General features: G+C 60.9%; 21 protein-coding genes. 7 read left to right on the top strand and 14 right to left on the bottom strand.

Annotated elements, in window-relative coordinates; translation table 11 throughout:
- Positions 1-138 precede the first annotated feature (138 nt).
- The 6 genes from betA to AAIS01_RS16510 form a co-directional block, all read right to left on the bottom strand.
- Positions 139-1,842 carry a choline dehydrogenase gene (gene betA / locus AAIS01_RS16535; protein WP_343469799.1) on the bottom strand — a complete coding sequence of 568 codons (1,704 nt, stop codon included), beginning with the start codon at positions 1,840-1,842 and terminating at the stop codon, positions 139-141.
- Positions 1,843-2,060: 218 nt separating this feature from the next.
- The gene (gene betB, locus AAIS01_RS16530; protein WP_343469798.1) at positions 2,061-3,533 is read right to left on the bottom strand and encodes a betaine-aldehyde dehydrogenase; all 1,473 of its coding nucleotides are present in this window, start codon (positions 3,531-3,533) and stop codon (positions 2,061-2,063) included.
- An 81-nt stretch (positions 3,534-3,614) separates the two neighbouring features.
- A complete protein-coding gene (gene betI / locus AAIS01_RS16525; protein ID WP_343469797.1) occupies positions 3,615-4,235 on the bottom strand; it encodes a transcriptional regulator BetI in 621 nt (206 codons plus the stop codon).
- Positions 4,236-4,703: 468 nt separating this feature from the next.
- Positions 4,704-5,882: a choline ABC transporter ATP-binding protein gene (choV, locus tag AAIS01_RS16520; RefSeq protein ID WP_214912543.1), complete on the bottom strand. Its 1,179-nt coding sequence runs from the start codon at positions 5,880-5,882 to the stop codon at positions 4,704-4,706.
- Positions 5,879-6,724 carry a choline ABC transporter permease subunit gene (gene choW / locus AAIS01_RS16515; RefSeq protein WP_343469796.1) on the bottom strand — a complete coding sequence of 282 codons (846 nt, stop codon included), beginning with the start codon at positions 6,722-6,724 and terminating at the stop codon, positions 5,879-5,881. Before choW ends, choV begins: the two co-directional genes overlap by 4 nt.
- Before the next feature lie 66 nt (positions 6,725-6,790).
- On the bottom strand, positions 6,791-7,738 hold the full coding sequence (locus tag AAIS01_RS16510) for a choline ABC transporter substrate-binding protein (RefSeq protein WP_343469795.1): 948 nt from the start codon (positions 7,736-7,738) through the stop codon (positions 6,791-6,793).
- A gap of 426 nt (positions 7,739-8,164) precedes the next feature.
- On the opposite strand from AAIS01_RS16510, the gene AAIS01_RS16505 reads away from it, so the two are divergent.
- Together AAIS01_RS16505 and gbdR are read left to right on the top strand one after the other, a co-directional pair.
- Positions 8,165-9,541: an L-serine ammonia-lyase gene (locus AAIS01_RS16505; RefSeq protein WP_343469794.1), complete on the top strand. Its 1,377-nt coding sequence runs from the start codon at positions 8,165-8,167 to the stop codon at positions 9,539-9,541.
- A 447-nt stretch (positions 9,542-9,988) separates the two neighbouring features.
- The gene (gene gbdR / locus AAIS01_RS16500) at positions 9,989-11,092 is read left to right on the top strand and encodes a choline metabolism transcriptional regulator GbdR (RefSeq protein WP_256230985.1); all 1,104 of its coding nucleotides are present in this window, start codon (positions 9,989-9,991) and stop codon (positions 11,090-11,092) included.
- 175 nt (positions 11,093-11,267) lie between these two features.
- Here gbdR and AAIS01_RS16495 read toward each other — a convergent pair whose 3' ends face one another.
- The 6 genes from AAIS01_RS16495 to AAIS01_RS16470 form a co-directional block, all read right to left on the bottom strand.
- Positions 11,268-11,531, bottom strand: a complete 264-nt coding sequence (locus AAIS01_RS16495) for a hypothetical protein (RefSeq protein ID WP_186658138.1) — start codon at positions 11,529-11,531, stop codon at positions 11,268-11,270.
- A 371-nt stretch (positions 11,532-11,902) separates the two neighbouring features.
- Positions 11,903-13,066, bottom strand: a complete 1,164-nt coding sequence (locus AAIS01_RS16490; protein ID WP_343469793.1) for a gamma-butyrobetaine dioxygenase — start codon at positions 13,064-13,066, stop codon at positions 11,903-11,905.
- 20 nt (positions 13,067-13,086) lie between these two features.
- Entirely contained in the window at positions 13,087-13,563 is a 477-nt protein-coding gene (locus AAIS01_RS16485) for a thioesterase family protein (RefSeq protein ID WP_343469792.1), read from the bottom strand.
- Positions 13,564-13,690: 127 nt separating this feature from the next.
- Positions 13,691-14,656 carry an L-carnitine dehydrogenase gene (locus tag AAIS01_RS16480; RefSeq protein ID WP_343469791.1) on the bottom strand — a complete coding sequence of 322 codons (966 nt, stop codon included), beginning with the start codon at positions 14,654-14,656 and terminating at the stop codon, positions 13,691-13,693.
- A 179-nt stretch (positions 14,657-14,835) separates the two neighbouring features.
- A complete protein-coding gene (gene cdhC, locus AAIS01_RS16475) occupies positions 14,836-15,723 on the bottom strand; it encodes a 3-dehydrocarnitine:acetyl-CoA trimethylamine transferase CdhC (protein WP_047230374.1) in 888 nt (295 codons plus the stop codon).
- 72 nt (positions 15,724-15,795) lie between these two features.
- Complete coding sequence (locus tag AAIS01_RS16470; protein ID WP_343469790.1) at positions 15,796-16,740, bottom strand: choline ABC transporter substrate-binding protein; 945 nt, start codon at positions 16,738-16,740, stop codon at positions 15,796-15,798.
- A 168-nt stretch (positions 16,741-16,908) separates the two neighbouring features.
- On the opposite strand from AAIS01_RS16470, the gene AAIS01_RS16465 reads away from it, so the two are divergent.
- Both AAIS01_RS16465 and AAIS01_RS16460 read left to right on the top strand, forming a co-directional pair.
- Entirely contained in the window at positions 16,909-17,868 is a 960-nt protein-coding gene (locus AAIS01_RS16465; protein WP_092400716.1) for a GlxA family transcriptional regulator, read from the top strand.
- A 68-nt stretch (positions 17,869-17,936) separates the two neighbouring features.
- Positions 17,937-19,112, top strand: coding sequence for an AAA family ATPase (locus tag AAIS01_RS16460; RefSeq protein WP_343469789.1), 1,176 nt, complete (start codon positions 17,937-17,939; stop codon positions 19,110-19,112).
- A gap of 153 nt (positions 19,113-19,265) precedes the next feature.
- Here AAIS01_RS16460 and AAIS01_RS16455 read toward each other — a convergent pair whose 3' ends face one another.
- Both AAIS01_RS16455 and AAIS01_RS16450 read right to left on the bottom strand, forming a co-directional pair.
- A complete protein-coding gene (locus tag AAIS01_RS16455) occupies positions 19,266-19,682 on the bottom strand; it encodes a DUF3010 family protein (RefSeq protein ID WP_343469788.1) in 417 nt (138 codons plus the stop codon).
- Positions 19,683-19,727: 45 nt separating this feature from the next.
- Positions 19,728-20,129: a lysozyme inhibitor LprI family protein gene (locus AAIS01_RS16450; protein WP_343469787.1), complete on the bottom strand. Its 402-nt coding sequence runs from the start codon at positions 20,127-20,129 to the stop codon at positions 19,728-19,730.
- 235 nt (positions 20,130-20,364) lie between these two features.
- Between AAIS01_RS16450 and AAIS01_RS16445 the strand changes: the two genes are divergently transcribed.
- The 3 genes from AAIS01_RS16445 (at position 20,365) to dgcA (ending at position 24,027) form a co-directional block, all read left to right on the top strand.
- Entirely contained in the window at positions 20,365-21,342 is a 978-nt protein-coding gene (locus AAIS01_RS16445) for a dipeptidase (protein WP_047230381.1), read from the top strand.
- 78 nt (positions 21,343-21,420) lie between these two features.
- Positions 21,421-21,951 carry a DUF5943 domain-containing protein gene (locus AAIS01_RS16440; protein ID WP_110972473.1) on the top strand — a complete coding sequence of 177 codons (531 nt, stop codon included), beginning with the start codon at positions 21,421-21,423 and terminating at the stop codon, positions 21,949-21,951.
- 15 nt (positions 21,952-21,966) lie between these two features.
- Positions 21,967-24,027: a dimethylglycine demethylation protein DgcA gene (dgcA, locus tag AAIS01_RS16435; RefSeq protein ID WP_092400727.1), complete on the top strand. Its 2,061-nt coding sequence runs from the start codon at positions 21,967-21,969 to the stop codon at positions 24,025-24,027.
- The last annotated feature ends 154 nt before the right edge of the window (positions 24,028-24,181 follow it).

Below are 24,181 nucleotides of genomic sequence, written 5' to 3'. Positions count from 1 at the left end.
ATCCAACATTGTTGCAAGCTGACCCACCGCTTTCGCGAGCAAGCCCGCTCCCACAGTTGACGGATGTCGGGCACAAGATCTGTGTCCGCCGCAGATCCACTGTGGGAGCGAGCTTGCTCGCGATGGCGGTGCGATGTCTTACTGCGCCAGCGGCCCCACTTCCCGCATCGGCTTGCCGCGCACCGGCGCGTCGCCGGCTACGTAGTACGGCGCGGTGCTGCGTGGCAGTGGCTGGCGGCCACGGATCTTGTCGGCGATTTTCTCGGCGATCATGATCGTCGGCGCATTCAGGTTGCCGGTGGTGATGATCGGCATGATCGAGGCATCGACCACGCGCAGCCCTTGCATGCCATGCACGCGACCTTCGCCGTCCACCACCGCCATGTCGTCGGTGCCCATCTTGCACGAGCAGGACGGATGGAAAGCGGTTTCAGCGTGGTCACGGATGAACTGGTCCAATTGCTCGTCCGTCTGTACGTCGATGCCTGGACTGATTTCGCGGCCACGGAACGGGTCAAGCGCCGGCTGCTGCATGATCTCGCGGGTCAGGCGGATGCCGTCGCGAAACTCCTGCCAGTCCTGCTCGGTGGCCATGTAGTTGAACAGGATGCTCGGGTGCTGGCGCGGGTCCTTGGACTTGGCCTGGATCCGGCCACGGCTGGGCGAGCGCATGGAGCCCATGTGTGCCTGGAAACCGTGTTCCTTCACGCCGTTGCTGCCGTTGTAGTTAATCGCCACCGGCAGGAAGTGATACTGGATGTTCGGCCAATCGAAGTCCGGGCGGGTGCGGATGAAACCGCCGGCTTCGAACTGGTTGCTGGCGCCGATGCCGGTGCCGTTGAACAGCCATTCGGCACCGATGGCCGGCTGGTTGTACCAGAGCAGCGATGGGTACAGCGAGACCGGCTGGGTGCAGGCGTATTGCAGGTACAGCTCCAGATGGTCCTGGAGGTTTTCACCAACGCCCGGCAAGTCATGGACCACCGGGATGTCGAGGCTTTCCAGCAGTTTGGCCGGGCCGACGCCGGAGCGTTGCAGGATCTGCGGCGAAGCGATGGCGCCGGAACACAGCAGCACTTCCTTGCGCGCCCGGGCCTCGACGTGCTCTTCGGCAGCCCCCACGAGGTAACGCACGCCGACCGCACGCTTGCCTTCGAACACGATCTTGTCGGTCAGGGCATGGGTGACGATGGTCAGGGTTGAGCGCTTCTTGGCCACATCCAGGTAACCGCGCGCGGTGCTGGCGCGGCGACCGTTGGGCGTGACGGTACGGTCCATTGGACCAAAACCTTCCTGCTGGTAGCCGTTGAGGTCGTCGGTACGCGGGTAACCGGCCTGCACGCCGGCTTCGACCATGGCGTGGAACAGCGGGTTGTTACCGGCCTTGGGCGTGGTCACGCTGACCGGACCGTCGCCGCCGTGGTAATCGTTCGGACCGATGTCGCGGGTTTCGGCTTTGCGGAAATACGGCAGACAATCCAGATAGGTCCAGTCTTCCAGGCCGGGCAGCTTGGCCCAGTTGTCGTAGTCCAGGGCGTTGCCGCGGATGTAGCACATGCCATTGATCAGCGAAGAACCGCCCAGGCCCTTGCCGCGACCGCACTCCATGCGGCGGCCGTTCATGTGCGGCTCCGGGTCGGTCTCGTAGGCCCAGTTGTAGCGACGACCCTGCAGCGGGAACGCCAGGGCGGCCGGCATTTGCGTGCGGAAATCCAGGCGGTAGTCCGGCCCACCGGCTTCGAGCAGCAGGACGGTGACGCCTTCGTCTTCGGTCAGGCGGGTGGCCAGGGTGTTACCGGCCGAGCCGGCGCCGATGATGATGTAATCGAATACGTGGGACATGAAATGCACCCTCCTTTGAATTGGGTTCAGGTCGCGGTTTGCCTTGACGCCGAGCAACCTGTGGCGAGGGGATTTATCCCCGTGCGGCTGCGCAGCAGTCGTAAATCAGCGACTGGGTTTGTCTGAAGAATGGGGGGGCTTGGGGAGGGGCTGCTACGCAGCCCCACGGGGATAAATCCCCTCGCCACAACGGCGTTCACTCAAGGCCTCATGTCAGATCAGAACACCGACGCGTATTCGCCCAGTTCGACCTGTACCGATTTGATGCGCGTGAAGTTGTTCAGCGAACTGATGCCGTTCTCGCGGCCCACGCCCGATTGCTTGTAACCGCCGACCGGCATTTCGGCGGCCGATTCGCCCCAAGCGTTGATCCAGCAGATGCCGGCTTCGAGCTGATGAATCACGCGGTGGGCGCGGTTCAGGTCGCGGGTCACGACGCCCGCGGCGAGGCCGAAGTCGGTGTCGTTGGCGCGGCGGATCACTTCTTCTTCGGTTTCGTAGGTGAGGATGCTCATCACCGGACCAAAGATTTCTTCGCGCACGATGGTCATATCGTCGGTGCAATCGGTGAATACGGTCGGGGCCACAAATGCTCCCTTGGCCAGTTCACCGTCGGTCAAACGACCGCCGCCGCACAGCAGGCGCGCGCCTTCGGCTTTGCCTTTTTCGATATAGCCCAACACGCTTTCCATGTGGGCGAAGCTCACCAGCGGCCCGAAGTTGGTGTTTTCATCTTCTGGATTGCCGATGCGGATGCGCGCCACACGCTCGGCGATCTTGGCTTCGAAAGCCGCCTTGAGGTGGCTCGGCACGAACACGCGGGTGCCGTTGGTGCAGACCTGGCCGGAGCTGTAGAAGTTGGCCATCATCGCGGTGTCGGCGGCGCGATCCAGGTCGGCGTCGTCGAAGATGATCAGCGGCGACTTGCCGCCCAGTTCCATGGTCACATCCTTGAGCGACGAACTCGAGGCGCTGGCCATGACTTTCTTGCCGGTGTCGGTGCCGCCGGTGAAAGAGATTTTCTCGATGCGCGGGTGCTCGGTCAGCCAGGTGCCGACTTCACGGCCGCTGCCAGTCAGCACGTTGAACACACCCGCTGGAACGCCGGCTTCGGTGTAGATCTCGGCCAGTTTCAGGGTGGTCAGCGAGGTGACTTCGCTGGGCTTGAAGATCATCGCGTTGCCGGCTGCCAGGGCCGGTGCCGATTTCCACAATGCGATCTGGATCGGGTAGTTCCACGCGCCGATGCCGGCTACCACGCCCAAGGGCTCGCGACGGGTGTAGACGAACGAAGTAGTGCGCAGTGGCACCTGTTCGCCTTCGATGGCGGGCACCAGGCCTGCGTAGTATTCCAGCACGTCAGCGCCGGTGACGATGTCCACGTAGCGGGTTTCGGAGTAGGCCTTGCCGGTGTCGAGGGTTTCCAGGGCGGCCAGTTCATCGTTGCGCTCACGCAGGATGTCCACGGCGCGACGCAGAATGCGCGAACGCTGCATGGCGGTCATCGCGGCCCAGACTTTCTGGCCCTTTTCGGCGCTGACCACGGCGCGCTCGACGTCTTCTTTCGTGGCCCGCTGCACCTGGGCGAGCACTTCACCGTTGGCAGGGTTGATGGCTTCGAAAGTGGCGTCGCCGCTGGCATCGCTGTACGCGCCATCGATGTAGAGTTTTTGCAGTTCGAAACGGGCCATAAAGTCCTCGCAAGTGCATGAGTGGTTGGCTGGCCACCGGGGCGTGTCGTTCTACAGCTGACTACGCGGGTCGGCGGCGGTTCAGGCACCGAGCGGTTCTGTGTGCTCTGGCGCGCCTGTTTTGGCCAGTTGGAAATCCATGTATTCGTAAGCGATCCGGTGTGCCTGGGCGGTATCGAACGCGTCTCCCGACAGCGCCCCGCGCAGCCACAAACCGTCAATCAACGCGGCCAGGCCCCGTGCCGCGCTGCGTGCCTCATCGAGGGGCAACACGCGGCGGAACTGGCAACACAGGTTGGAATACAGACGGTGATCGTTGATCCGCTGCAACCTGTGCAAAGACGGGTGGTGCATGCTGGTGGCCCAGAAGGCCAACCAGGTTTTCATTGCCGGGCCATTGACCTGGCTGGCGTCGAAGTTGCCTTCGATGATCACCTGCAGGTGAGCCCGTGGGCTTGGGTCCTCCAACGCCTGACGGCGTGCGGTGACGTTCTCGCTCAGGACACTCATCAGGTACTGGGCCGTGGCCGCGATCAGGCCATTCTTGTCCTTGAAGTAATGGCTGATGATGCCGTTGGAGACACCGGCCAAACGAGCGATCAGCGCAATGCTGGCGTCCCCCATCCCGACCTGATCGACCGCTTGCATAGTGGCTTCGATCAATTGCTGGCGGCGGATGGGTTGCATACCGACCTTGGGCATCTGGTACATCTCCTTAGGCCATCCGATGGACGAGTGGGGTCTATCGGAATGAAGGCCAGTCTATTTTGTTTTAATTGAACGTTCAATCAACAAAAACAAAGTTCTATGACAAGTCATCGCTGTTTGTCGGGATTTCAGGTATGAAAACCCGCAGAACAGGGGGCGAGGACTTTTTCGGGATGTCTTTATAACACTCGTTGGTTTGTGTAGAGGCCAAACTCGCATTGATAGCTGGAATACTGTTGTGGCGAGGGGATTTATCCCCGTTGGGCTGCGCAGCAGCCCCAAAAAGCGGCAACCTCATGTTGTCTGACACACCGGCGCACCTGGCTCTGGGGCTGCTTCGCAGCCCAGCGGGGATAAATCCCCTCGCCACAGGTATCTGCGCCCCAGGTCAAGCTTGTCAGCATTCAGTACCCTGCAAACAAAAACGCCGCAATCATCTCGCGGCGTTTTTGTCGGTTTCGCTTAGCCCAGGTTTTTGCCAAGCAGTGCGTGGTACAGCTCGCTGTCGCCAAGAATCCCGACGACCTGCTGGTTATCGTGCAGCACCAGTTTGTTGCCGGTCTGGTAGCGAATCTGCAGCGCATCGCGCATGCCGATGTTGGAATCCACCAAGGTCGGACGACGGCCCAGGCCTTCGACGGCTTGGCCTGGGGCCCAGTTTTGCAGGTCCAGCGCGGCGCCATTTTGCCGGGCGCCCTTGATGGTGTTGCCTTCGGCCAGATCGAGCCAGGAGTCGCCGCCCGGATCCAGGCACACCGAACCGTTGATGCGCTTGCAGTTGTCCAGGGTGCGCATCAGGCTACGGCCACAGAGCACGTTGAGCGGGTTGGTGTGGGCGACGAAGGTGCGCACGTAATCGTCGGCTGGGTTCAGTACGATTTCTTCCGGCTTGCTGTACTGGATGATCCGGCCGTCTTTCATGATTGCGATCCGGCTGCCCAGCTTCAGGGCTTCGTCCAGGTCATGGCTGACGAACACGATGGTCTTGCTCAGCTTGCGTTGCAATTCCAGCAATTCGTCCTGCAGGCCCTGGCGGATCAGGGGATCGAGGGCCGAGAAGGGTTCGTCCATCAGCAGGATATCGGCGTCCATCGCCAGGGCGCGGGCCAGGCCGACCCGTTGCTGCATGCCGCCGGACAGCTCGTCAGGTTTCTTGTTGCGCCACTGGGTCAGGCCCACCAGCTCAAGTTTTTCATCCACCAGCTTCTTGCGTTCCTTTTCCGGCCGGCCCTGCATTTCCAGACCGAAGCTGATGTTCTCGCGCACCGTCAGCCAGGGCATCAGGGCGAACTTCTGGAACACCATGGCGATGCGTTTGGTGCGCATCATCTTCAGTTCGGCCGGGGTGCAGGAGGCGATGTCGATCTGCCGGCCTTCATGCTCGACGAACAATTTTCCGCGACTGACGGTGTTCAAGCCGTTGATGCAACGCAGCAGGCTGGATTTGCCGGAGCCGGAAAGCCCCATCAGTACGCAGATTTCGCCTTTTTCGATGTCCAGGCTGGCTTTTTCCACGCCGACGATCTGCCCGGTCTTCTTCAGGATTTCGTTGCGGGTCATGCCTTGGTCGAGCAGCTTGAGGGCTTCACGTGGATCTTTGGAGAAGATCACGTCGACCTCTTCGAAGCGGATTATGCTCATGCGTCACCCCCTACTTTGGCGTCGGGTTGCTTGCAGATTCGGTCGAGCATGATTGCCAGCAATACGATCGCCAGGCCTGCTTCAAAGCCCAGGGCGATATCAGCGGTGTTCAGTGCGTTGACCACGGGTTTGCCCAGGCCGTCGGCACCCACCAGTGCAGCGATCACCACCATCGACAACGACAGCATGATGCATTGGGTGATACCGGCCGCGATGCTGGGCATCGCATGGGGCAGTTCGATACGTGACAGTAACTGGCGACGGGAGCAGCCGAAGGCTTTACCAGCGTCCATCAGTTCGTCCGGAACGTCGCGGATACCCAGGTAGGTCAAGCGGATGGGCGCGGCAATTGCGAACACCACCGTCGAGATCAGACCGGGGACCACACCCAGCCCGAAAAGGGTCAGGGTAGGAATGAGGTAAACGAAGGTCGGTACGGTCTGCATCAGATCGAGTACCGGACGCATCAGTGTGTAGAACAACGGCTTGTGCGCGGCAACAATGCCCAGCGGCACGCCGATCAAAACACAGACCAGGGTCGCGAACAGCACCTGAGCCAGGGTTTCCATGGTTTCCTGCCAGTAACCCAGGTTCAGGATAAGCAGAAACGCGGCGATAACGAAGACGGTCAGGCCCCATTTGCGCTGGATAAAATGCGCCAGCAAGGCGATGAGGCCAATCAGGGCAAACGGGTTGAACCAGGTCAGCGCAAACGTCACGCCGTGAATCATCGTTTCCAGTGACATGGCGATGGCATCGAATGTGTTGGCGCCGTGTTGCGTCAACCAATCGACAAAGCCCGCGATGTACTGGCCCAAAGGTATTTTCTGATCAATCAGCATGGTAGTGAACATCCGCATGCAAGGAATAAACAGCCCGGGCGAGCGAACCCGCCCGGCATAAAAGCATCACTGCGCGAGCTTGGCTTTCACGGCTTCCAGGCCAGGTTTACCGTCAATGGTGGTCACGCCGGCGAGCCAGGTATCGAGTACCTGAGGGTTTTTCTTCAGCCAGGCCTTGGCGGCCGCGTCAGGCTTCATCTTGTCGTCAAGCACGTTGCCCATCAGCGTGCTTTCCATGTCCAGGGTGAAGGCCAGGTTCTTCAACAGCTGACCCACGTTACTGCACTCCTGCACGTAACCCTTGCGGGTATTGGTGTAGATGGTTGCCTGGCCGAAATTCGGCCCGAAGTACTCATCTCCACCGGTGAGGTATTTCATTTTGAAGCGGGTGTTCATCGGGTGCGGTTCCCAGCCCAGGAACACCACGGCGGTGCTACGGCGCTCAGCGCGATCGACCTGTGACAGCATGCCCGCTTCGCTGGACTCGACGATCTTGAAGCCGGCGTCCTTGAGGCCGAAGGCGTTCTTGTCGATCATGCTCTGGATCAGACGGTTGCCGTCGTTACCCGGTTCGATGCCGTAGATCTTGCCGTCCAGCTCCTTCTTGAACTTGGCGATGTCGGCGAAATCCTTCAGCCCTTTGTTATAGAGCTCTTCGGGCACCGCCAGGGTGTACTTGGCGTTCTCCAGGTTAGCCCGCACCGTATCTACGGTGCCTGCTTCGCGGTAGGCCTTGATGTCGTTTTCCATCGTCGGCATCCAGTTGCCGAGGAACACATCCATGTTCTTGCCGTCGGCCAGGGACTTGTAGGTCACCGGTACGGAAATCATGGTGGTCTTGGTTTTGTAGCCCAGGGCCTCGAGTACCACGCTGGTGGTGGCGGTGGTCACGGTGATGTCGGTCCAGCCGACATCGGAGAAGTTGACGGTGCTGCACTGCGCGGGTTCTGCAGCGTTGGCCAGCATCGGAAGACTCAGCATGGCGGCCAACAACAACGGCGTGGAACCTTTCATGGGTGGACTCCTGGTGTTTTATCGGCGGTGTACGTTCAAGGACATCCGCGCTTTGTTTGGATGTTGCGGTTGGGGGCGCGTGAGCACTCTCTGACACGCGGCCTTGCAAACGAGCCGTAACCGATCATGTACCAGTGCAAATCTGTCGCCTACAGGGTGCGTCGTATCCAGTACAGGGAGGGTCGCATCCAGTGTCAGTGACGTCGTTTACAGATTTTTTTCGCCCTTGGCTGGCCTCTGATACGCAAAAAACGTCGTAAAACCGGGGCCGGGCGCAGGCGACGTCGATGGGCATGATTGCGTCGGTGTCAGACGTCGAACGCCTAGGCAAAAGCCGGATGATGCGGGCATCCCGGCGTTGAGCGTAGCAGCTCCGCCACCGGGCGCTTTTGCGCCCGGATGTGCCTGTTCTGGAGGTTCTCGGCAATGGCAATCAGCGTGTTCGACCTGTTCAAAATCGGTATCGGCCCGTCCAGTTCCCACACCGTGGGACCCATGCGCGCTGCGGCGCTGTTTGTGCAGCGTTTAGGTGAACTGGGAGTTTTGGAACAAGTAACGCGCCTGGAAGTTCAGCTTTACGGTTCCCTGTCAGCCACTGGCATCGGCCACGGCAGTGACAACGCCGTGATCATGGGCCTGATGGGGGAGTGGCCGGACGCAATCGATCCGTCACTGATTGGTACGCGCATCGAGCTGTTGCGCGAGACCCGGACCCTGCTGCTGGACGGTCGTCTGCCTGTGCCTTTCATCTGGTCCCGGGACATGCGTCTGATAGACGAAAACCTGCCGTTCCATCCCAATGCCATGACACTGGTGGCCGAAGGTGGCAACGGCGAATTGCACCGTGACACCTACTATTCAGTGGGCGGCGGCTTCGTCGTCGATCAGGCGCAGGCGTCCAGCGGCGTGGTGGATCTGGATGCCACCGAGTTGCCTTACGATTTTTCCAGCGCCGAAGAACTGCTCCACTTATGTCGCACCCACAACCTTCGGGTGGCCGAGCTCATGATGGCCAACGAAAAGATCTGGCGCTCGGAGGAGGAAATCCGCAGCGGCCTGATGAAACTCTGGCGGGCGATGCAGGACTGCGTCGAGCAAGGTCTCAAGCACGAGGGCATTCTGCCCGGCGGTTTGAATGTGCGCCGGCGAGCAGCCAAGTTGCACCGCAGTTTGCAAGAGCTGAACAAACCCAATGTCATCGGCTCGACCCTGAGTGCCATGGAATGGGTCAACCTCTTCGCCCTGGCGGTCAACGAGGAAAACGCCGCCGGTGGACGCATGGTGACGGCGCCGACCAATGGCGCGGCGGGCATCATTCCGGCGGTGCTGCATTACTTCATGAAATTCAGCGAAGCGGTCACCGACGCCAACGTGGTGGATTATTTTCTCGGCGCGGCGGCAGTGGGAATCCTGTGCAAAAAGAACGCCTCTATTTCCGGCGCCGAAGTCGGTTGCCAGGGGGAAGTGGGCTCGGCATGCGCCATGGCCGCCGCTGGTCTGGCGGAGATCCTTGGCGCGACCCCCGAGCAATTGTGTAACGCGGCGGAAATCGGTCTGGAACACAACCTCGGCCTGACCTGCGATCCGGTGGGTGGTCTGGTGCAGGTGCCGTGCATCGAGCGCAATGCGATAGCGGCGGTGAAAGCGATCAACGCCGCGCAGATGGCGCTGCGCGGAGACGGCCAGCACTTCATCTCCCTGGACCGGGTGATCCGCACCATGCGCGACACCGGCGCCGACATGCATGACAAATATAAAGAGACATCGCGTGGTGGACTGGCGGTCAGTGCGGTGGAGTGCTGATCTGCTCGCCAGAGCAGATCGCATATCGCTCACAAAATGCACACCGATCCCCCCACGCGCCACCTTTTAGCGCGTCGCAAACAGACATGACACCGTTTGTCGGACTCACCCCTGGTTGTTCCTCAACCGTTCGTCATTCGCACCTGCGGTGATACTTGTTGCGCAAGTGGCGCAGCCCAGTTCCCACAAGTGCTACCGTTCTGCTCACGGCCTGCTGTGGCGGGTGTCTGCCGCCACTGATGGCACCTATAACCCACACTCATCGCGTGCCTTATTTAGACTGGGCGCGATGTCGTTTTCAGGATTTATTGAACAGGCATTCAATTTAGGCATGGCAATTGCTCTATCGATGTAAAGCCCGTCTGCTGTGTAGAGACCGAGGGCAACAACCAATAAAAAGAGCCTCCGCCTGAGGCCATCACTTGCTTTGTGTGAGGAGATACCGCGATGACGACGTCCAACTCAGGGGCTCAATCCCAGAACCGTGCGCCTCAATCCATCGGCTTTTTGCTGCTGGACAATTTTACGCTCATTTCCCTGGCGTCCGCGGTAGAACCGCTACGCATGGCCAACCAGCTGTCCGGTCGTGAGCTGTATCGCTGGACCACCCTCACCGTTGATGGCGGCCAGGTCTGGGCCAGTGATGGCTTGCAAATCACGCCGGACGCTTCCATGCACAAAGCGCCGCCCATTGACACCGTCATTGTGTGTGGCGGTGTTGGCATCCAGCGCACCGTCACCCGTGAACACGTGTCATGGCTGCAAAGCCAGGCCCGTCAGTCCCGGCGCCTCGGCGCGGTCTGCACCGGCAGTTGGGCCTTGGCCTGCGCGGGCCTGCTCGATGGTTTCGATTGCAGTGTGCACTGGGAGTGTCTGGCAGCAATGCAGGAAGCCTTTCCGCGGGTATCGATGAGCACCCGCCTGTTCACCCTCGACCGCAACCGCTTCACCAGTTCCGGCGGCACCGCGCCACTGGACATGATGTTGCACCTGATCAGCCGCGATCACGGCCGCGAGCTGTCGGCAGCGATCTCCGAAATGTTTGTCTATGAGCGCATTCGCAACGAGCAGGATCACCAGCGCGTGCCACTCAAGCACATGCTTGGCACCAATCAGCCGAAGTTGCAGGAAATCGTCGCGCTGATGGAAGCCAATCTCGAAGAGCCGATCGACCTGGACGAACTGGCGGTGTACGTCGCCGTCTCCCGGCGTCAGCTGGAGCGCTTGTTCCAGAAATACCTGCATTGCTCGCCGTCGCGCTATTACTTAAAGCTGCGGCTGATCCGGGCGCGGCAACTGCTCAAGCAGACGCCGATGTCGATCATCGAAGTGGCGTCGGTGTGCGGCTTCGTCTCCACGCCGCACTTCTCCAAGTGCTACCGCGAATACTTCGGCATTCCGCCGCGCGACGAGCGCGTCGGCTCCAACACCGCGCAACAGGTGGCGATGATGCCGCTGCCCCAGGCGTTGGTGCTGTCGCCACTGTCCGGGCCACTGTCGGCGTTGAGCCAGGCGCGTAATGAGTCGACGTTTGCCAGTGTGAGGCTCTAGCCGCTTTTGTGGCGAGGGAGCTTGCTCCCGCTGGGCTGCGGTGTAGGAGCTGTCGAGTGCAACGAGGCTGCGATCTTTTCCCAGACAATTGAGTCCTGAGCGAAAGATCAAAAGATCGCAGCCTTCGGCAGCTCCTACGCGCAGTCCAGCGGGAGCAAGCTCCCTCGCCACAGGGTCAGGCGTTCTGGTTTTTCTGATACTCGGCCAAAGCCGGCAGCAGCTGCAGATCAATCGCCCGGCGCACGGCGGGCAGGATGGTGGCGCTGCTGGTGTACATATTCCTGACCATCATGCGCAACTCATTGGCGCGGGCCGTGTCCAGCCCGCGCACCGCACACTCGCAGGCCTGTTCGGCAGTGGAACCGCTGGGTATCTGGAGGCCCAGGGCCTTGAGCTGGCCCAGCAGGTCTTCCTGGTCGATCAAATCGGCGTGCATCATGACGCTTTTCCTTGTTCAGGGATTGGGGTCGTGACTCGATTCTGGTAGCGGCCCGAAGCGGCGGCAAGGGCAAACTGTCGACATGGCCCGGATACCTATGAGCAGGTCGTTTTCGGCTAACTCGCGCTGTCCCGGACTGGGCACACTGGCCCCAAGCTGAATCACGACGGTTTGGTCACCCTCGCGCAACAGCTCCTCCAGTAACGCAACTGCCCCGATCCAGTCACGGCTTGATCGGGGATTTTTTTGCCTGGGTGAATCAGGTGGTAAAGGAGGGGCCGACAGACCATTTTTCGCGAGCAAGCCCGCTCCCACATGGGAACGCGGACTCCTGTGGGAGCGGGCTTGCTCGCGAATGGCCGTTACACGGTCTACCGCTGCAACACCAGAATCCGCGACAACAACTCATCGCGATCCACGTAGCATCCCTGGAAATGCCGGGCTCCGGTGGCCGGGTCGAAGGCATTGCGGGCGTGCAGGGTGCGGCGGTTGTCAAAGCACCATAACTGACCGGGTTCAAGCCTTTGCATCAAGCGAAATGGCGGCTCGCGGGTCAGGGCGATGAAGCGGCGGTAGGCGCGATACAACCTGGGCATCTGCTCGACCGAGGTGTCGAACGGCCCGCGCAGAAAGTTCGCCATGCGGATTTCCGAGACCTGTCCCAGGGCATCGAGCGCGATGATGGGCGCCAGGCAACGGTAATCGCTGTGGCGGTCCTTGTTGCGAAATTCCACCGGGATTTCACACAGCGCGGCAAAGGCCTCGGGGTCTTCCTGGCGCAGCGCCTCGGCGATGGCAAAACCATCGACAAAGATGCTCTCGCCGCCCTCGGCGTCATTCACCAGGCAATGCAGAAACTGCAGTCCTGGTTGCAGCTCCCGGGTGGGCAGGTCACTGTGCAGCGGCAGGTTGAAAGCGGTGTAGGCGTTACTGTCGGCATCGGCCTTGGATTGCACGTTGAACAGCACGCCGAAGTTGCTCTGGCGGATGAACGAAATCTGCTGGGCGATCAGTTTCAGTGAGCCGGGTTCGGTGGGTACGCCACGCACTTGGGTCAGGCCGATGTCGCGCACCGCCAGCAGCCATTGCAGCAACGTGTCGGTGTCGTCCATCAGCGCCTGATAATCAAACACCGGCAGTTGCAGGTCGTGCTGCCAGAGCTGGCGCTTGGGTTTGCTCGCCAGGCGTTCAGCCCTGGACTGGTCATCGTAGGCATGGGCGCGCAGCCAGCCCGGGTCGAAGCGGCTCGGGTGGCCGTCCTGCCAATCCACGCACAGGCAGCCTTCACTGTCCAGACGGGTCGCGCCGGGGGCCAGGTCTTCTGGTACATCGACGATTTCCAGTACCTGCTCGCGGGTCACGGTGTAGACGCATTGCGGGCACGGGCAGTTGTCCCGCAGCCACTGGTGATGGAAGGGGCTGATCCGACCGTCGGCCCAGGTGACCTGCACTCGATCGGTCAAGGGCGTCACTGCGGTCAATCCACAGATCAGGGGGTAACGGCGGAAGTCGGCAAAAGCGGCGGCGGTGTTCATGGCGATCTCCTGTTCGGGTTTTATCGGGCCGGTGGCAATGCGATGACCCGACCGATGTAGGCCGGCGGCGACAGGTCGGATTGTTCCGTGAGCAAGGCTTTGAGCTTGCCCAGGGTCTGTTCGGTGAAGGGCGCCGAGCGCGGGCCGGCCAGGTCGACGTGCAGCAGCATCTGCTCGTTGCCGGCCAGTTCCTTTTCGCCGCCGACCAGGTGCAGGCTGTGGTAGAGATGCAGGCGTTTGGCGTCGTGGCCGATGATCTGTGTGCGCACCTCGACCTGAGCGTCGAGCTTCACTTCGTGCAGGTAGTTCAAGTGCAGTTCGAGGGTGAACAGCGAGTGGCCGCTGGCTTCGCGGTTCTGGCTGTCCATGCCCAACTGATCCATCAGGGCGTCGGTGGCGTAGCTGAAGATCAACAGGTAAAAGGCATCGCGCAGATGACCGTTGTAATCGACCCATTCGGGGAGGATGCGGGTTTGGTAGGTGGTGAGGGTGGGCATGAGCAAGATCCAGCTTAAGGATGAGGTTCATGTGGGAGCGGGCTTGCTCGCGAAGACGGTGTATCTACCGCAGAATGTTTGGCGGATGTACTGGCCTCTTCGCGAGCAAGCCCGCTCCCACAAGGGGTTATTCGGTGAAGGTCATGCCATGCCTGGCCTTGGTGGTCTTCACCGCCTCCAGCACCGCCAACAGGCAATCATCACGATAGCGCTCCAGGGCAGAAATGCTGTGGCTGCCCAGTTGCGCGCTGGTCCCGTCCACAACGTCATCGATCAGTTTTTCGGTCAGCTCCGGCGCCGGCAGGTAGGTCCACGGCAACTGCAACGCGGGACCGAATTGAGCCATGAAGTGGCGCATTCCGGCATCGCCACCGGCCAGTGTGTAAGTCAGGAACGTGCCCATGAACGACCAGCGCAACCCGGCGCCAAACCGGATGGCATCGTCGATCTCCCCCGTGGTGGCCACGCCGTCGTTGACCAGGTGCAGCGCCTCGCGCCAGAGCGCTTCGAGCAGCCGGTCGGCGATGAAACCAGGGACTTCCTTGCGCACATGCAAGGGGCGCATACCGAGGGATTCGTACACTTGCATTGCGGCCTGTACCGCTTCGGGTGCGGTGTTTTTGCCGCCGACGACTTCCACCAGCGGCAACAGGTAGACCGGGTTGAACGGGTGTCCGACCACGCAGCGTTCCGGGTGGGTGGAGCCTGCATAGAACTCGCTCGGCAGTAGCCCCGACGTGCTGGAACCAATCAACGCATCGGGCTTGGCGGCGGCGCTGATCTGGCCGTGTAGCTCGAGCTTCAACTCCAGGCGCTCGGGGGCACTTTCCTGGATGAAATCGGCATCGCGCACGCATTCTTCGATGGTTGCGACAAAACGCAGCCGATCCTGGGAGGCGCCGGGTGCCAGGCCTTGTTTCTCCAGCGCGCCCCAAGCGTTGGCCACGCGCTTGCGCAGCGCCGCCTCGGCACCCGGCGCCGGGTCCCAGGCCACAACGTCCAGGCCATGGGCCAGGGCGCGACTGACCCAGCCGCTGCCGATTACACCGCTGCCCAGGGCGGCGAAGGTCTTGATGTCGGTGATGAAGCTCATGGTGATTTTTCCCAACAGTTAGGTAATCCCTGTGGGAGCGGGCTTGCTCGCGAAGAGGCCGGTACATCCGATGGATTTCCTTCGAAAGGAATGCCGTCTTCGCGAGCAAGCCCGCTCCCACAATGGTTCTGTGGCGTACATGAATCTGCCTTCACAACAGATCCAAGTGCAGGTTCGGTTTAGCCGCGCTGAGTCAGGCCCATTTTCTTGCGCCCCTCGGCCGGGGTAAGCACGCGGGCGCCGAGGCGGCTGAGGATTTCGCTGGCGCGTTCCACCAGTTGGCCATTGGTGGCGAGCACGCCTTTGTCCAGCCACAGGTTGTCTTCCAGGCCCACCCGCACGTTGCCACCCAGCAGCACGGCCTGGGCCGCCATCGGCATTTGCATGCGGCCGATGCCGAAGCCGGCCCACACGGCGTCCGCCGGCAAGTTGTCGACCATGGCTTTCATCGTGGTGGTATCGGCCGGCGCCCCCCACGGGATGCCCAGGCAGAGCTGGAACAGCGGGTTGTCCAGCAGGCCTTCCTTGATCATCTGTTTGGCGAACCACAGGTGGCCGGTGTCGAAGATCTCCAGCTCGGCCTTGACCCCCAGTTCGGTGATGCGCTTGGCCCCGGCCCGCAGTTGCGCCGGGGTGGAAACGTAAATGGTGTCGCCATCACCGAAGTTCAGGGTGCCGCAATCCAGGGTGCAGATTTCCGGCAGCAACTCCTCGACATGGGCCAGGCGGGTCAGCGGGCCTACCAGGTCGGTATTGGGGCCGAACTCCATGGGGTTTTCGCCGCCGCCGATCTCCAGATCGCCGCCCATGCCGGCGGTGAGGTTGACGATGATGTCCACGTCCGCCTCTCGGATGCGCTCCATCACTTCGCGGTACAGCGCCACGTCACGGCTGAACTTGCCGGTCTGCGGGTCGCGCACGTGGCAGTGGACCACCGTGGCGCCGGCCTTGGCGGCTTCGACGGCGGCCGCGGCGATCTGTTTCGGGGTGACCGGTACATGCGGGCTTTTGGCGGTCGTGTCGCCAGCACCGGTGAGTGCGCAGGTGATGATGACGTCGTGGTTCATGGTGCGGGTTCCTTACAGGCGTGATGAGTCACTGCGCAGCCGATTGGCGCTGCGCAGATGGATGATGTTTGTTCAGTTGCTGGTCAGTTTCAGGTTGTCGGCGGCAGGCTTGCCATCGAAAGTGGTGACGCCTTCGAGCCAGCGCTGCTTGTCTTGCGGATGATCCTTGAGCCATTGCTTGGCCGATTCGAGCGGGTCCTTGTGATCCAGCAGTGGCTGCATCATCCGGCTCTCGTCTTGGGCGGTGAACGTCAGGTTACTCAGCAGGCGGCTGACGTTCGGGCATCTTTGGGCGTAGTCCGGGGCGGTGACGGTCCATACGGTGGCCATGCCTTCGTTCGGGCCGAGAGCGTCTTCGCTGCCGGTGAGGTAGGTCATTTGCACGTTGACGTTCATCGGGTGCGGCGCCCAGCCAAAGAACACCACAGCTTGATTGCGCCGCACGGCGCGGTCCACCGCCGCGAGCATGCCGGCCTCGCTGGACTCCACCAACTGGAACTTGCCCAGGCCGAACTGGTTCTTGCTGATCATCGCCTTGATCTGGGTATTGGCGCCGGAGCCTGGCTCGATACCGTAGATCTTGCCGCCCAGTTCTTTCTCGAATTTGGCAATGTCGGCGAAAGTCTTCAGGCCCTTGTCGGCCAGATAAGTCGGCACGGCCAAGGTGGCGCGGGCGTCCTTGAGGTTGGGTTGTTCCAGGACCTTGACCTGTTTGGCCTCGACGAACGGGGTGATGGTCTGGGTCATCAGTGGGTTCCAATAGCCCAGGAACATATCCAGGCGCTGGTCACGGATGCCGGCGAAGATGATTTGCTGGGAGGCGCTGGTCTGTTTGGTCTGGTAGCCGAGGCCGTCGAGCAACACTTGGGTCATGGCGCTGGTGGCGATGACATCGGTCCAGTTGACCACGCCCAGGCGCACGTTCTGGCACGCGGCGGGATCGGCCGCCATCGCAGCGGAGCTCAGGAAGGTGGAAGTGCTGAGTGCAAGAACGCAGGAGCTGATCAGTCGTTTCATGTCGGGTTCCTCGGCAGTCTTTGTTATGGGTTCCGGCATCTGCGCACCGGTGATGCCAAGTTACGCAGCCGGCCCGCCGGCAAAACGCACAGCGGCGACTCGCTCTTGCACTGCGGCGACCTGTGGCGTATCAAGGACCGTACGCTACCCGTCAACCGAGTGCGATTCATGTCCCAGGATTTCTACTTCTTGTTGATGCCGGGTTTTTCGGCCATCGGTTTCATTTCGGCCATCGAACCGTTGCGAGTCGCCAATCGCTTTCGCGGTGAGTTGTACCGCTGGCATGTGTTGAGCGCCGATGGCGGGGCGGTGCTGGCAAGCAATGGCATGTCGGTCAACGCCGATGCCGCGTTGGAGCCATTGAAGAAAGGCGCGACCCTCTGGGTGGTAGCGGGGTTTGAACCGCTCAAGTTCGTGACCCCGGCGCTGGAGCGCTGGCTGCATCGGCTGGACAGCGAGGGCGTAACCCTGGGTGGCATCGACACCGGCAGCGTGGTCCTGGCCGAGGCGGGGCTGCTGGAAGGGCATCGCGTAACCCTGCACTGGGAAGCGATCGAGGCGTTCAAGGAATCTTATCCACAGCTGAGTGTGACCCAGGAATTGTTCGAAATTGACCGCCGGCGCATCACCTGCGCTGGCGGCACCGCGTCCATCGACCTGATGCTGGACCTGATCGGCCAGGCCCATGGCCCGCAACTGGCGATTGAGGTCAGCGAACAATTCGTGCTCGGCCGCATCCGTCCGCGCAAAGACCACCAGCGCATGGAAATTGCCAGCCGCTATGGCGTGCGCAACAAGAAACTGGTGCACGTCATTGGTGAGATGGAAACCCACAGTGAACCGCCTCTGAGCACCCTGGCCCTGGCCGAATCCATCAACGTCACCCGCCGCCAGCTCGAACGCCTGTTCCGCCTGCACCTGAATGACACTCCCAGCAACTTCTACCTGCGCCTGCGCCTGGAAAAGGCCCGGCAGCTGTTGCGCCAGACCGACATGAGTGTGCTGGAAGTGAGCATCGCCTGCGGTTTCGAGTCACCGTCGTATTTCACTCGCAGTTATCGAGCGAGGTTTGAACGGTGCCCACGGGAAGATCGGCGGCGCCAAGGGGATGGGCGGGAGGTGGTTTGACAGGCTTTTATACTCAATTATACTCGCGACTATAAATTATACCTGTCGCCATAATTGAGTATAAAACCATGTCCAAGCACCCCGGTTTTATCTTTCGGCGCCCAGATCTGGCTCGCAATATTGTCGATGGGCTGGTCGGCGCCGGGATCCAGGATTACACCTCAGGCCTGTTCCTGGCCGCTCCGAGACGTACTGGAAAAAGTACCTTCCTGCGCGAAGACTTAATTCCCGAATGCGAGGCGCGTGGCTGGCTCGCTGTTTACGTCGACCTGTGGGCCAACAAGGAAAAAGACCCTGCCGACCTGATAGCCTCGGCTATTGCCGCAGCGCTGGTGCCTTATGAAAAGGGCATTCGCAAGCTGGCCAAGTCCATGGGCATCGACAAACTCAGCTTCTTGCGCACGTTGTCCTGGGATTTCAGCCTGCCGCAACTGCCTGAAGGGGCAACGCTGACCCAGGCGCTGGAGTTATTGCACAGCGCTGCCGATAAAACCGTGGTGCTGGTGATCGACGAAGCCCAGCATGCGTTGACCACCGAGGCCGGGGTCAATGCGATGTTCGGCCTCAAGGCCGCCCGCGATCAGCTCAACCAGGGGCGTGAAGACGCTACCAGCGGCCTGCGCCTGGTGTTCACCGGCTCCAATCGCGACAAACTCGCTCGCCTGGTACTCAGCCGCAATCAACCCTTCTATGGTTCCAGCATCACGCCATTCCCACTGCTGGGCAAAGAGTTCACCAAAGCCTATGCCGCCCATTTGAACGCTCATCTGGCCCAAACCAACCAGTTCAATGCTGATGACCTCGACCAGGCATTTGAGCTGGTGGGGCGCCGCCCTGAAATGTTGCGCAGCGTCATCGGCGAAATTGCCCTGGAACTGGGGGAAGCGAGTCATTTGGGCGAATTGCTGCGCAGCAGCGCCGAAATGCTGCGCGCCGGCGTCTGGACCGAATTTGAAAGCGCCTGGAATGCCCTGACGGTGCCACAACGGGCAGTGTTGCAGGTCATGGCCGAGCGCTCGCAAAACAACGAGCCCTTTGCGCCCTTCACCGATTCAACGTTGGAAGCTGTGGGCAAGGTGCTTAGCAGTATGGGAAGCGAAGTCGTGCCCGGCACTCAAACCATCCAATCCTGCATCGATGCCCTGCGTGACAAGGAACTGGTGTGGAAGTCCAATCGTGGTGGTTATGCGCTGGAGGATAAAGCGTTTGCGGATTGGTTGAAGGGCTATCGAAAGCAGCATTGAACCCGGAAATACATCCCGTGGCGAGGGAGCTTGCTCCCGCAGACTGCGAAGTAGCCCAATGTCATCCATTCAATCAACCTGACACACCAGGGTGCGAGGTTCAGGTCCGTTTCGCGGCCCAGCGGGAGCAAGCTCCCTCGCCACAGGTAGGCGTTATTTTTTCACCAACGCCGAACATGCCGCTTTGTACGCTTCATGCTGATATTTGTTCAGCGTCGCTGGCAAGGCGAAGTCGTGTTTCTTGCTCTGCGCATTGATGGTCTGCGGTGACAGCAGTGTCACCTCGCAGCCCTCCAGCAACTGGAAAACCCCCTCGATCTTGAACGTGGTCGGTCCGCCGGCGAACTCGCCTTTCTTGCTGCGCTTCTTGATAGCGATGTGCTCGATACCGTTATCCACCACGAACGCCCGCACCTGAGCGGAAAACGCCTTGACGTTGGTGGCTTCGTCATCGTCGTCCAGGGCGATTTTCTTGGTGTTCAGCGCGATGTGAGTCAACGCCTGCTGATCCAGCGAGGCAACGGCGATGATCGCTTCGCTGCCTTTGATTTCGATGCCGCAGATTTTCATGTGAATCTCTTTGCTCGGTGGTGACGTGCAGCTTACAGCTCCACGTTACTCCTGCCCAATCGACTCCAAAAACTCCGACCGGTCATCACTCATCTGGGCCAGGCAGTCGTTTTCGGCGATTTTGTAGGCTTCGCTGCCGGGTTTGGCCGGGAAGGCAGCGATGGCGCAGTCGGCGTCGCGTTGTTTTTGCCAGAGTTGCTGGGCTGTCCTGATTTTGCGGGTGATGTCGTCGAGCTGGGCCTTGTCGTCGGCGTAGAGGGTTTGCAGGCGTTCGTTGAGGCTCTGCAGGTTGTCGGCAAGCAGTTGTTCGGCGGCGGCTTTGCCGTAGGCCGAGCAGGCCAGGGTCTGGACGTCGTTTTCCACAGCATCGCAGGGGTTGTGTTCGGTGTCTTCGGTCGCGTGGGCGACGGTGCTGATCAGGGCCAAAGCCAGGAGGATTGATTTCATTGCGTTGCCGCTCGAGTTCAGTGAAAGCCAGTGATGCGGCGGATTCTGGCGCAAGCGTCGGGTAAAGAACAGACGGGCAGGGTGGCCCGCTCATAGCCCTTTGTCGTGGATTGACGCTTTCGGCAATTCCCCTGTCGTTTTTGCACCCGGTCGCCAATGCACCGAGGCATATGCTGGCCCCAAAGCGCCGGCACACGATTCGGCGCATGAATCGCTGACAAAAGGGGACTGCCTGATGAGCCCAGCCGAATTGCACGCCGACAGCATCGTTATCGACGGGCTGATCATTGCCAAGTGGAACCGTGACCTGTTCGAAGACATGCGCAAGGGTGGCCTGACCGCCGCCAACTGCACGGTGTCGGTGTGGGAAGGTTTTCAGGCCACCATCAACAACATTGTCGCCAGCCAGAAACTGATTCGCGAAAACAGCGACCTGGTGATCCCGGTGAAAACCACCGCTGATATCCAGCGCGCCAAGGCTCAGGGCAAGACCGGCATCATCTTTGGCTTCCAGAACGCCCACGCCTTCGAAGACCAACTGGGCTACGTCGAGATCTTCAAGCAGCTCGGCGTTGGTGTGGTGCAGATGTGCTACAACACCCAGAACCTGGTGGGCACCGGCTGCTACGAGCGTGACGGCGGCCTGTCGGGCTTTGGCCGCGAAATTGTCGCCGAGATGAACCGGGTCGGGATCATGTGCGACCTGTCCCACGTCGGCTCCAAGACCTCCGAAGAGGTCATCCTCGAATCGAAGAAACCGGTCTGCTATTCCCACTGCCTGCCCTCGGGCCTCAAGGAACACCCGCGCAACAAGTCCGATGAAGAACTGAAGTTCATCGCCGACCACGGCGGTTTCGTCGGCGTGACCATGTTCGCGCCGTTCCTGGCCAAGGGCATCGATTCGACCATCGATGACTACGCCGAGGCCATCGAATACACCATGAACATCGTCGGTGAAGACGCCATCGGCATCGGCACCGACTTCACCCAGGGCCATGGCCAGGACTTCTTCGAAATGCTGACCCACGACAAAGGCTATGCCCGTCGTCTGACCAGCTTCGGCAAGATCATCAACCCCCTGGGCATCCGCACCGTGGGCGAGTTCCCGAACCTCACCGAGACGCTGCTCAAACGCGGCCATCCTGAGCGTGTCGTGCGCAAGATCATGGGCGAGAACTGGGTTAACGTCCTGAAAGACGTCTGGGGCGAATAACGCCGCCGCATCACTGAATCCTTTACCTGCGGCCCTTTGCGTCGCAGGCATACCACGCATTTTCGGAGTTTAGTTTCCATGGCCAAAATCGCCCCTCAATTGCCTATCGAAGTCGACAGTGAAACCGGTGTCTGGACCTCTGATGCCCTGCCGATGCTCTACGTGCCGCGTCACTTTTTCGTCAATAACCACATGGGTATCGAAGAAGTGCTGGGCGCCGAAGCCTACGCCGAGATTCTCTACAAGGCCGGCTACAAATCCGCCTGGCACTGGTGCGAAAAAGAAGCCGAATGCCATGGCCTGGAAGGCGTCGCGGTATTCGAGCACTACATGAAGCGTCTGTCCCAGCGTGGTTGGGGCCTGTTCAAGATCCAGGACATCGACCTGGAAAAAGGCACCGCCAGCGTCAAGCTGGAACACTCGGCGTTCGTCTATGTGTACGGCAAGGTCGGGCGCAAGGTCGACTACATGTTCACCGGCTGGTTCGCCGGCGCCATGGACCAGATTCTCGCCGCCCGTGGCAGTTCGATCCGCACCGTGGCCGAGCAGGTCTACGGCGGTTCCGAAGAAGGCCACGACGACGGCCTGTTCATCGTCAAGCCGTTGTAAGTCGAGGATCGCGCCATGGCTTTTGAAGCAATGTTCCAGCCGATCCAGATCGGCAAACTGACCATCCGCAACCGCGTGCTCAGCACCGCGCACGCCGAGGTCTACGCCACCGACGGCGGCATGACCACCGACCGGTACGTGAAGTACTACGAGGAAAAGGCCAAGGGCGGTATCGGCCTGGCGATTTGCGGTGGTTCCTCGGTAGTGGCCATCGACAGCCCGCAGGAATGGTGGAGCTCGGTGAATCTGTCCACCGACCGCATCATCCCGCACTTCCAGAACCTGGCCGACGCCATGCACAAGCATGGCGCCAAGATCATGATCCAGATTACCCACATGGGGCGTCGCTCGCGCTGGGACGGTTTCAACTGGCCGACCCTGATGTCGCCGTCCGGCGTGCGCGAGCCGGTGCACCGTGCCACCTGCAAGACCATCGAGCCGGAAGAAATCTGGCGGGTGATCGGCAACTACGCCCAGGCGGCACGGCGTGCCAAGGCCGGTGGCCTGGATGGCGTTGAGCTGTCCGCCGTGCACCAGCACATGATCGACCAGTTCTGGAGCCCACGGGTCAACAAGCGCACCGACGAATGGGGCGGCACCTTCGAGGGGCGGATGAAGTTCGGCCTGGAAGTGCTCAAAGCCGTGCGCGCCGAAGTGGGCGACGACTTCTGCGTGGGCATGCGCCTGTGTGGTGACGAGTTCCACCCGGACGGCCTGTCCCACGAGGACATGAAGCAGATCGCCAAGTACTACGACGACACCGGCATGCTGGATTTCATCGGCGTAGTGGGCTCGGGTTGCGACACCCACAACACCCTGGCCAACGTTATCCCGAACATGAGTTATCCACCGGAGCCGTTCCTGCACCTGGCCGCCGGTATCAAGGAAGTGGTCAAGGTCCCGGTGCTGCACGCGCAGAACATCAAGGACCCGAACCAGGCCACGCGGATCTTGGAGGGAGGCTACGTCGACATGGTCGGCATGACCCGTGCCCACATCGCCGACCCGCACCTGATCGCCAAGATCAAGATGGGCCAGATCGACCAGATCAAACAGTGCGTCGGTGCCAACTATTGCATCGACCGCCAGTATCAAGGCCTGGACGTGCTGTGCATCCAGAACGCCGCGACCTCCCGTGAATACATGGGCGTGCCGCACATCATCGAGAAATCCACCGGGCCGAAACGCAAGGTGGTGGTGGTCGGTGCCGGTCCGGCGGGTATGGAAGCGGCCCGTGTGGCGGCCGAACGTGGCCACGACGTGACCCTGTTCGAGAAGAAAGAATTCATCGGCGGACAGATCACCACGGCCTCCAAAGCCCCGCAGCGTGACCAGATCGCCGGTATCACCCGCTGGTTCCAGCTGGAACTGGCGCGGTTGAAAGTCGATCTGCGCCTGGGCGTGGCGGCGGACGCAGCGACCATCATGGACCTGCGTCCGGATGTGGTGGTGCTGGCCGTCGGTGGGCATCCGTTCATCGAGCAGAACGAGCACTGGGGCGCCGCCGAAGGGCTGGTGGTCAGCAGTTGGGACGTGCTCGATGGCAAGGTTGCACCGGGCAAGAACGTGCTGGTCTACGACACCATTTGTGAATTCACCGGCATGTCGGTGGCCGACTTCCTCGCCGACAAGGGCAGCCAGGTCGAGATCGTCACTGACGACATCAAGCCGGGCGTGGCCATTGGCGGGACTTCGTTCCCGACCTACTACCGCAGCATGTACCCCAAGGAAGTGATCATGACCGGGGACATGATGCTGGAGAAGGTCTACCGCGAAGGCGACAAGCTGGTGGCGGTGCTGGAGAACGAATACACCGGGGCCAAGGAAGAGCGCGTGGTGGATCAGGTGGTGGTGGAAAACGGCGTGCGACCGGACGAAGAAATCTACTACGCGCTCAAGGAAGGTTCGCGCAACAAGGGCCAGATCGACGTCGAAGCCCTGTTCGCGATCAAGCCCCAGCCGTGCCTGGAGCAGAGCGGCGATGGTTACCTGCTGTTCCGCATCGGCGACTGTGTGGCCCAGCGTAATACCCACGCCGCCATCTACGACGCCCTGCGGTTGTGCAAGGATTTCTAACGGCTTGTGGATAACCCTGTGGGAGCGAGCTTGCTCGCGATAGCGGTGGATCAATCGACATTTATGTTGAATTTGAGTCCGTCATCGCGAGCAAGCTCGCTCCCACAGGGATCGAGCAAGACATCCAGGTTTCTGTGCCTGCAAGACCTGAGGT

The sequence above is a fragment of the Pseudomonas halotolerans genome (genome assembly GCF_039581215.1).
GTDB lineage: Bacteria > Pseudomonadota > Gammaproteobacteria > Pseudomonadales > Pseudomonadaceae > Aquipseudomonas > Aquipseudomonas tehranensis.
The sequence above is the reverse complement of the archived record's forward strand: the minus strand, read 5'-3'. Positions and strand labels throughout refer to the sequence as shown.

Excerpts from the sequence above, each read along its gene's own strand:
- AAIS01_RS16470 (WP_343469790.1), bottom strand. The coding sequence starts at position 16,740 with ATGAAACGACTGATCAGCTCCTGCGTTCTTGCACTCAGCACTTCCACC.
- AAIS01_RS16445 (WP_047230381.1), top strand. The coding sequence starts at position 20,365 with ATGAGCCCAGCCGAATTGCACGCCGACAGCATCGTTATCGACGGGCTG.
- choW (WP_343469796.1), bottom strand. The coding sequence starts at position 6,724 with ATGCTGATTGATCAGAAAATACCTTTGGGCCAGTACATCGCGGGCTTT.
- betB (WP_343469798.1), bottom strand. The coding sequence starts at position 3,533 with ATGGCCCGTTTCGAACTGCAAAAACTCTACATCGATGGCGCGTACAGC.
- gbdR (WP_256230985.1), top strand. The coding sequence starts at position 9,989 with ATGACGACGTCCAACTCAGGGGCTCAATCCCAGAACCGTGCGCCTCAA.
- AAIS01_RS16440 (WP_110972473.1), top strand. The coding sequence starts at position 21,421 with ATGGCCAAAATCGCCCCTCAATTGCCTATCGAAGTCGACAGTGAAACC.
- AAIS01_RS16480 (WP_343469791.1), bottom strand. The coding sequence starts at position 14,656 with ATGAGCTTCATCACCGACATCAAGACCTTCGCCGCCCTGGGCAGCGGT.
- AAIS01_RS16485 (WP_343469792.1), bottom strand. The coding sequence starts at position 13,563 with ATGCCCACCCTCACCACCTACCAAACCCGCATCCTCCCCGAATGGGTC.
- AAIS01_RS16460 (WP_343469789.1), top strand. The coding sequence starts at position 17,937 with ATGTCCAAGCACCCCGGTTTTATCTTTCGGCGCCCAGATCTGGCTCGC.
- dgcA (WP_092400727.1), top strand. The coding sequence starts at position 21,967 with ATGGCTTTTGAAGCAATGTTCCAGCCGATCCAGATCGGCAAACTGACC.
- AAIS01_RS16450 (WP_343469787.1), bottom strand. The coding sequence starts at position 20,129 with ATGAAATCAATCCTCCTGGCTTTGGCCCTGATCAGCACCGTCGCCCAC.
- AAIS01_RS16495 (WP_186658138.1), bottom strand. The coding sequence starts at position 11,531 with ATGATGCACGCCGATTTGATCGACCAGGAAGACCTGCTGGGCCAGCTC.
- cdhC (WP_047230374.1), bottom strand. The coding sequence starts at position 15,723 with ATGAACCACGACGTCATCATCACCTGCGCACTCACCGGTGCTGGCGAC.
- AAIS01_RS16465 (WP_092400716.1), top strand. The coding sequence starts at position 16,909 with ATGTCCCAGGATTTCTACTTCTTGTTGATGCCGGGTTTTTCGGCCATC.
- AAIS01_RS16490 (WP_343469793.1), bottom strand. The coding sequence starts at position 13,066 with ATGAACACCGCCGCCGCTTTTGCCGACTTCCGCCGTTACCCCCTGATC.
- AAIS01_RS16510 (WP_343469795.1), bottom strand. The coding sequence starts at position 7,738 with ATGAAAGGTTCCACGCCGTTGTTGTTGGCCGCCATGCTGAGTCTTCCG.
- choV (WP_214912543.1), bottom strand. The coding sequence starts at position 5,882 with ATGAGCATAATCCGCTTCGAAGAGGTCGACGTGATCTTCTCCAAAGAT.
- AAIS01_RS16455 (WP_343469788.1), bottom strand. The coding sequence starts at position 19,682 with ATGAAAATCTGCGGCATCGAAATCAAAGGCAGCGAAGCGATCATCGCC.
- betI (WP_343469797.1), bottom strand. The coding sequence starts at position 4,235 with ATGCCCAAGGTCGGTATGCAACCCATCCGCCGCCAGCAATTGATCGAA.
- AAIS01_RS16505 (WP_343469794.1), top strand. The coding sequence starts at position 8,165 with ATGGCAATCAGCGTGTTCGACCTGTTCAAAATCGGTATCGGCCCGTCC.
- betA (WP_343469799.1), bottom strand. The coding sequence starts at position 1,842 with ATGTCCCACGTATTCGATTACATCATCATCGGCGCCGGCTCGGCCGGT.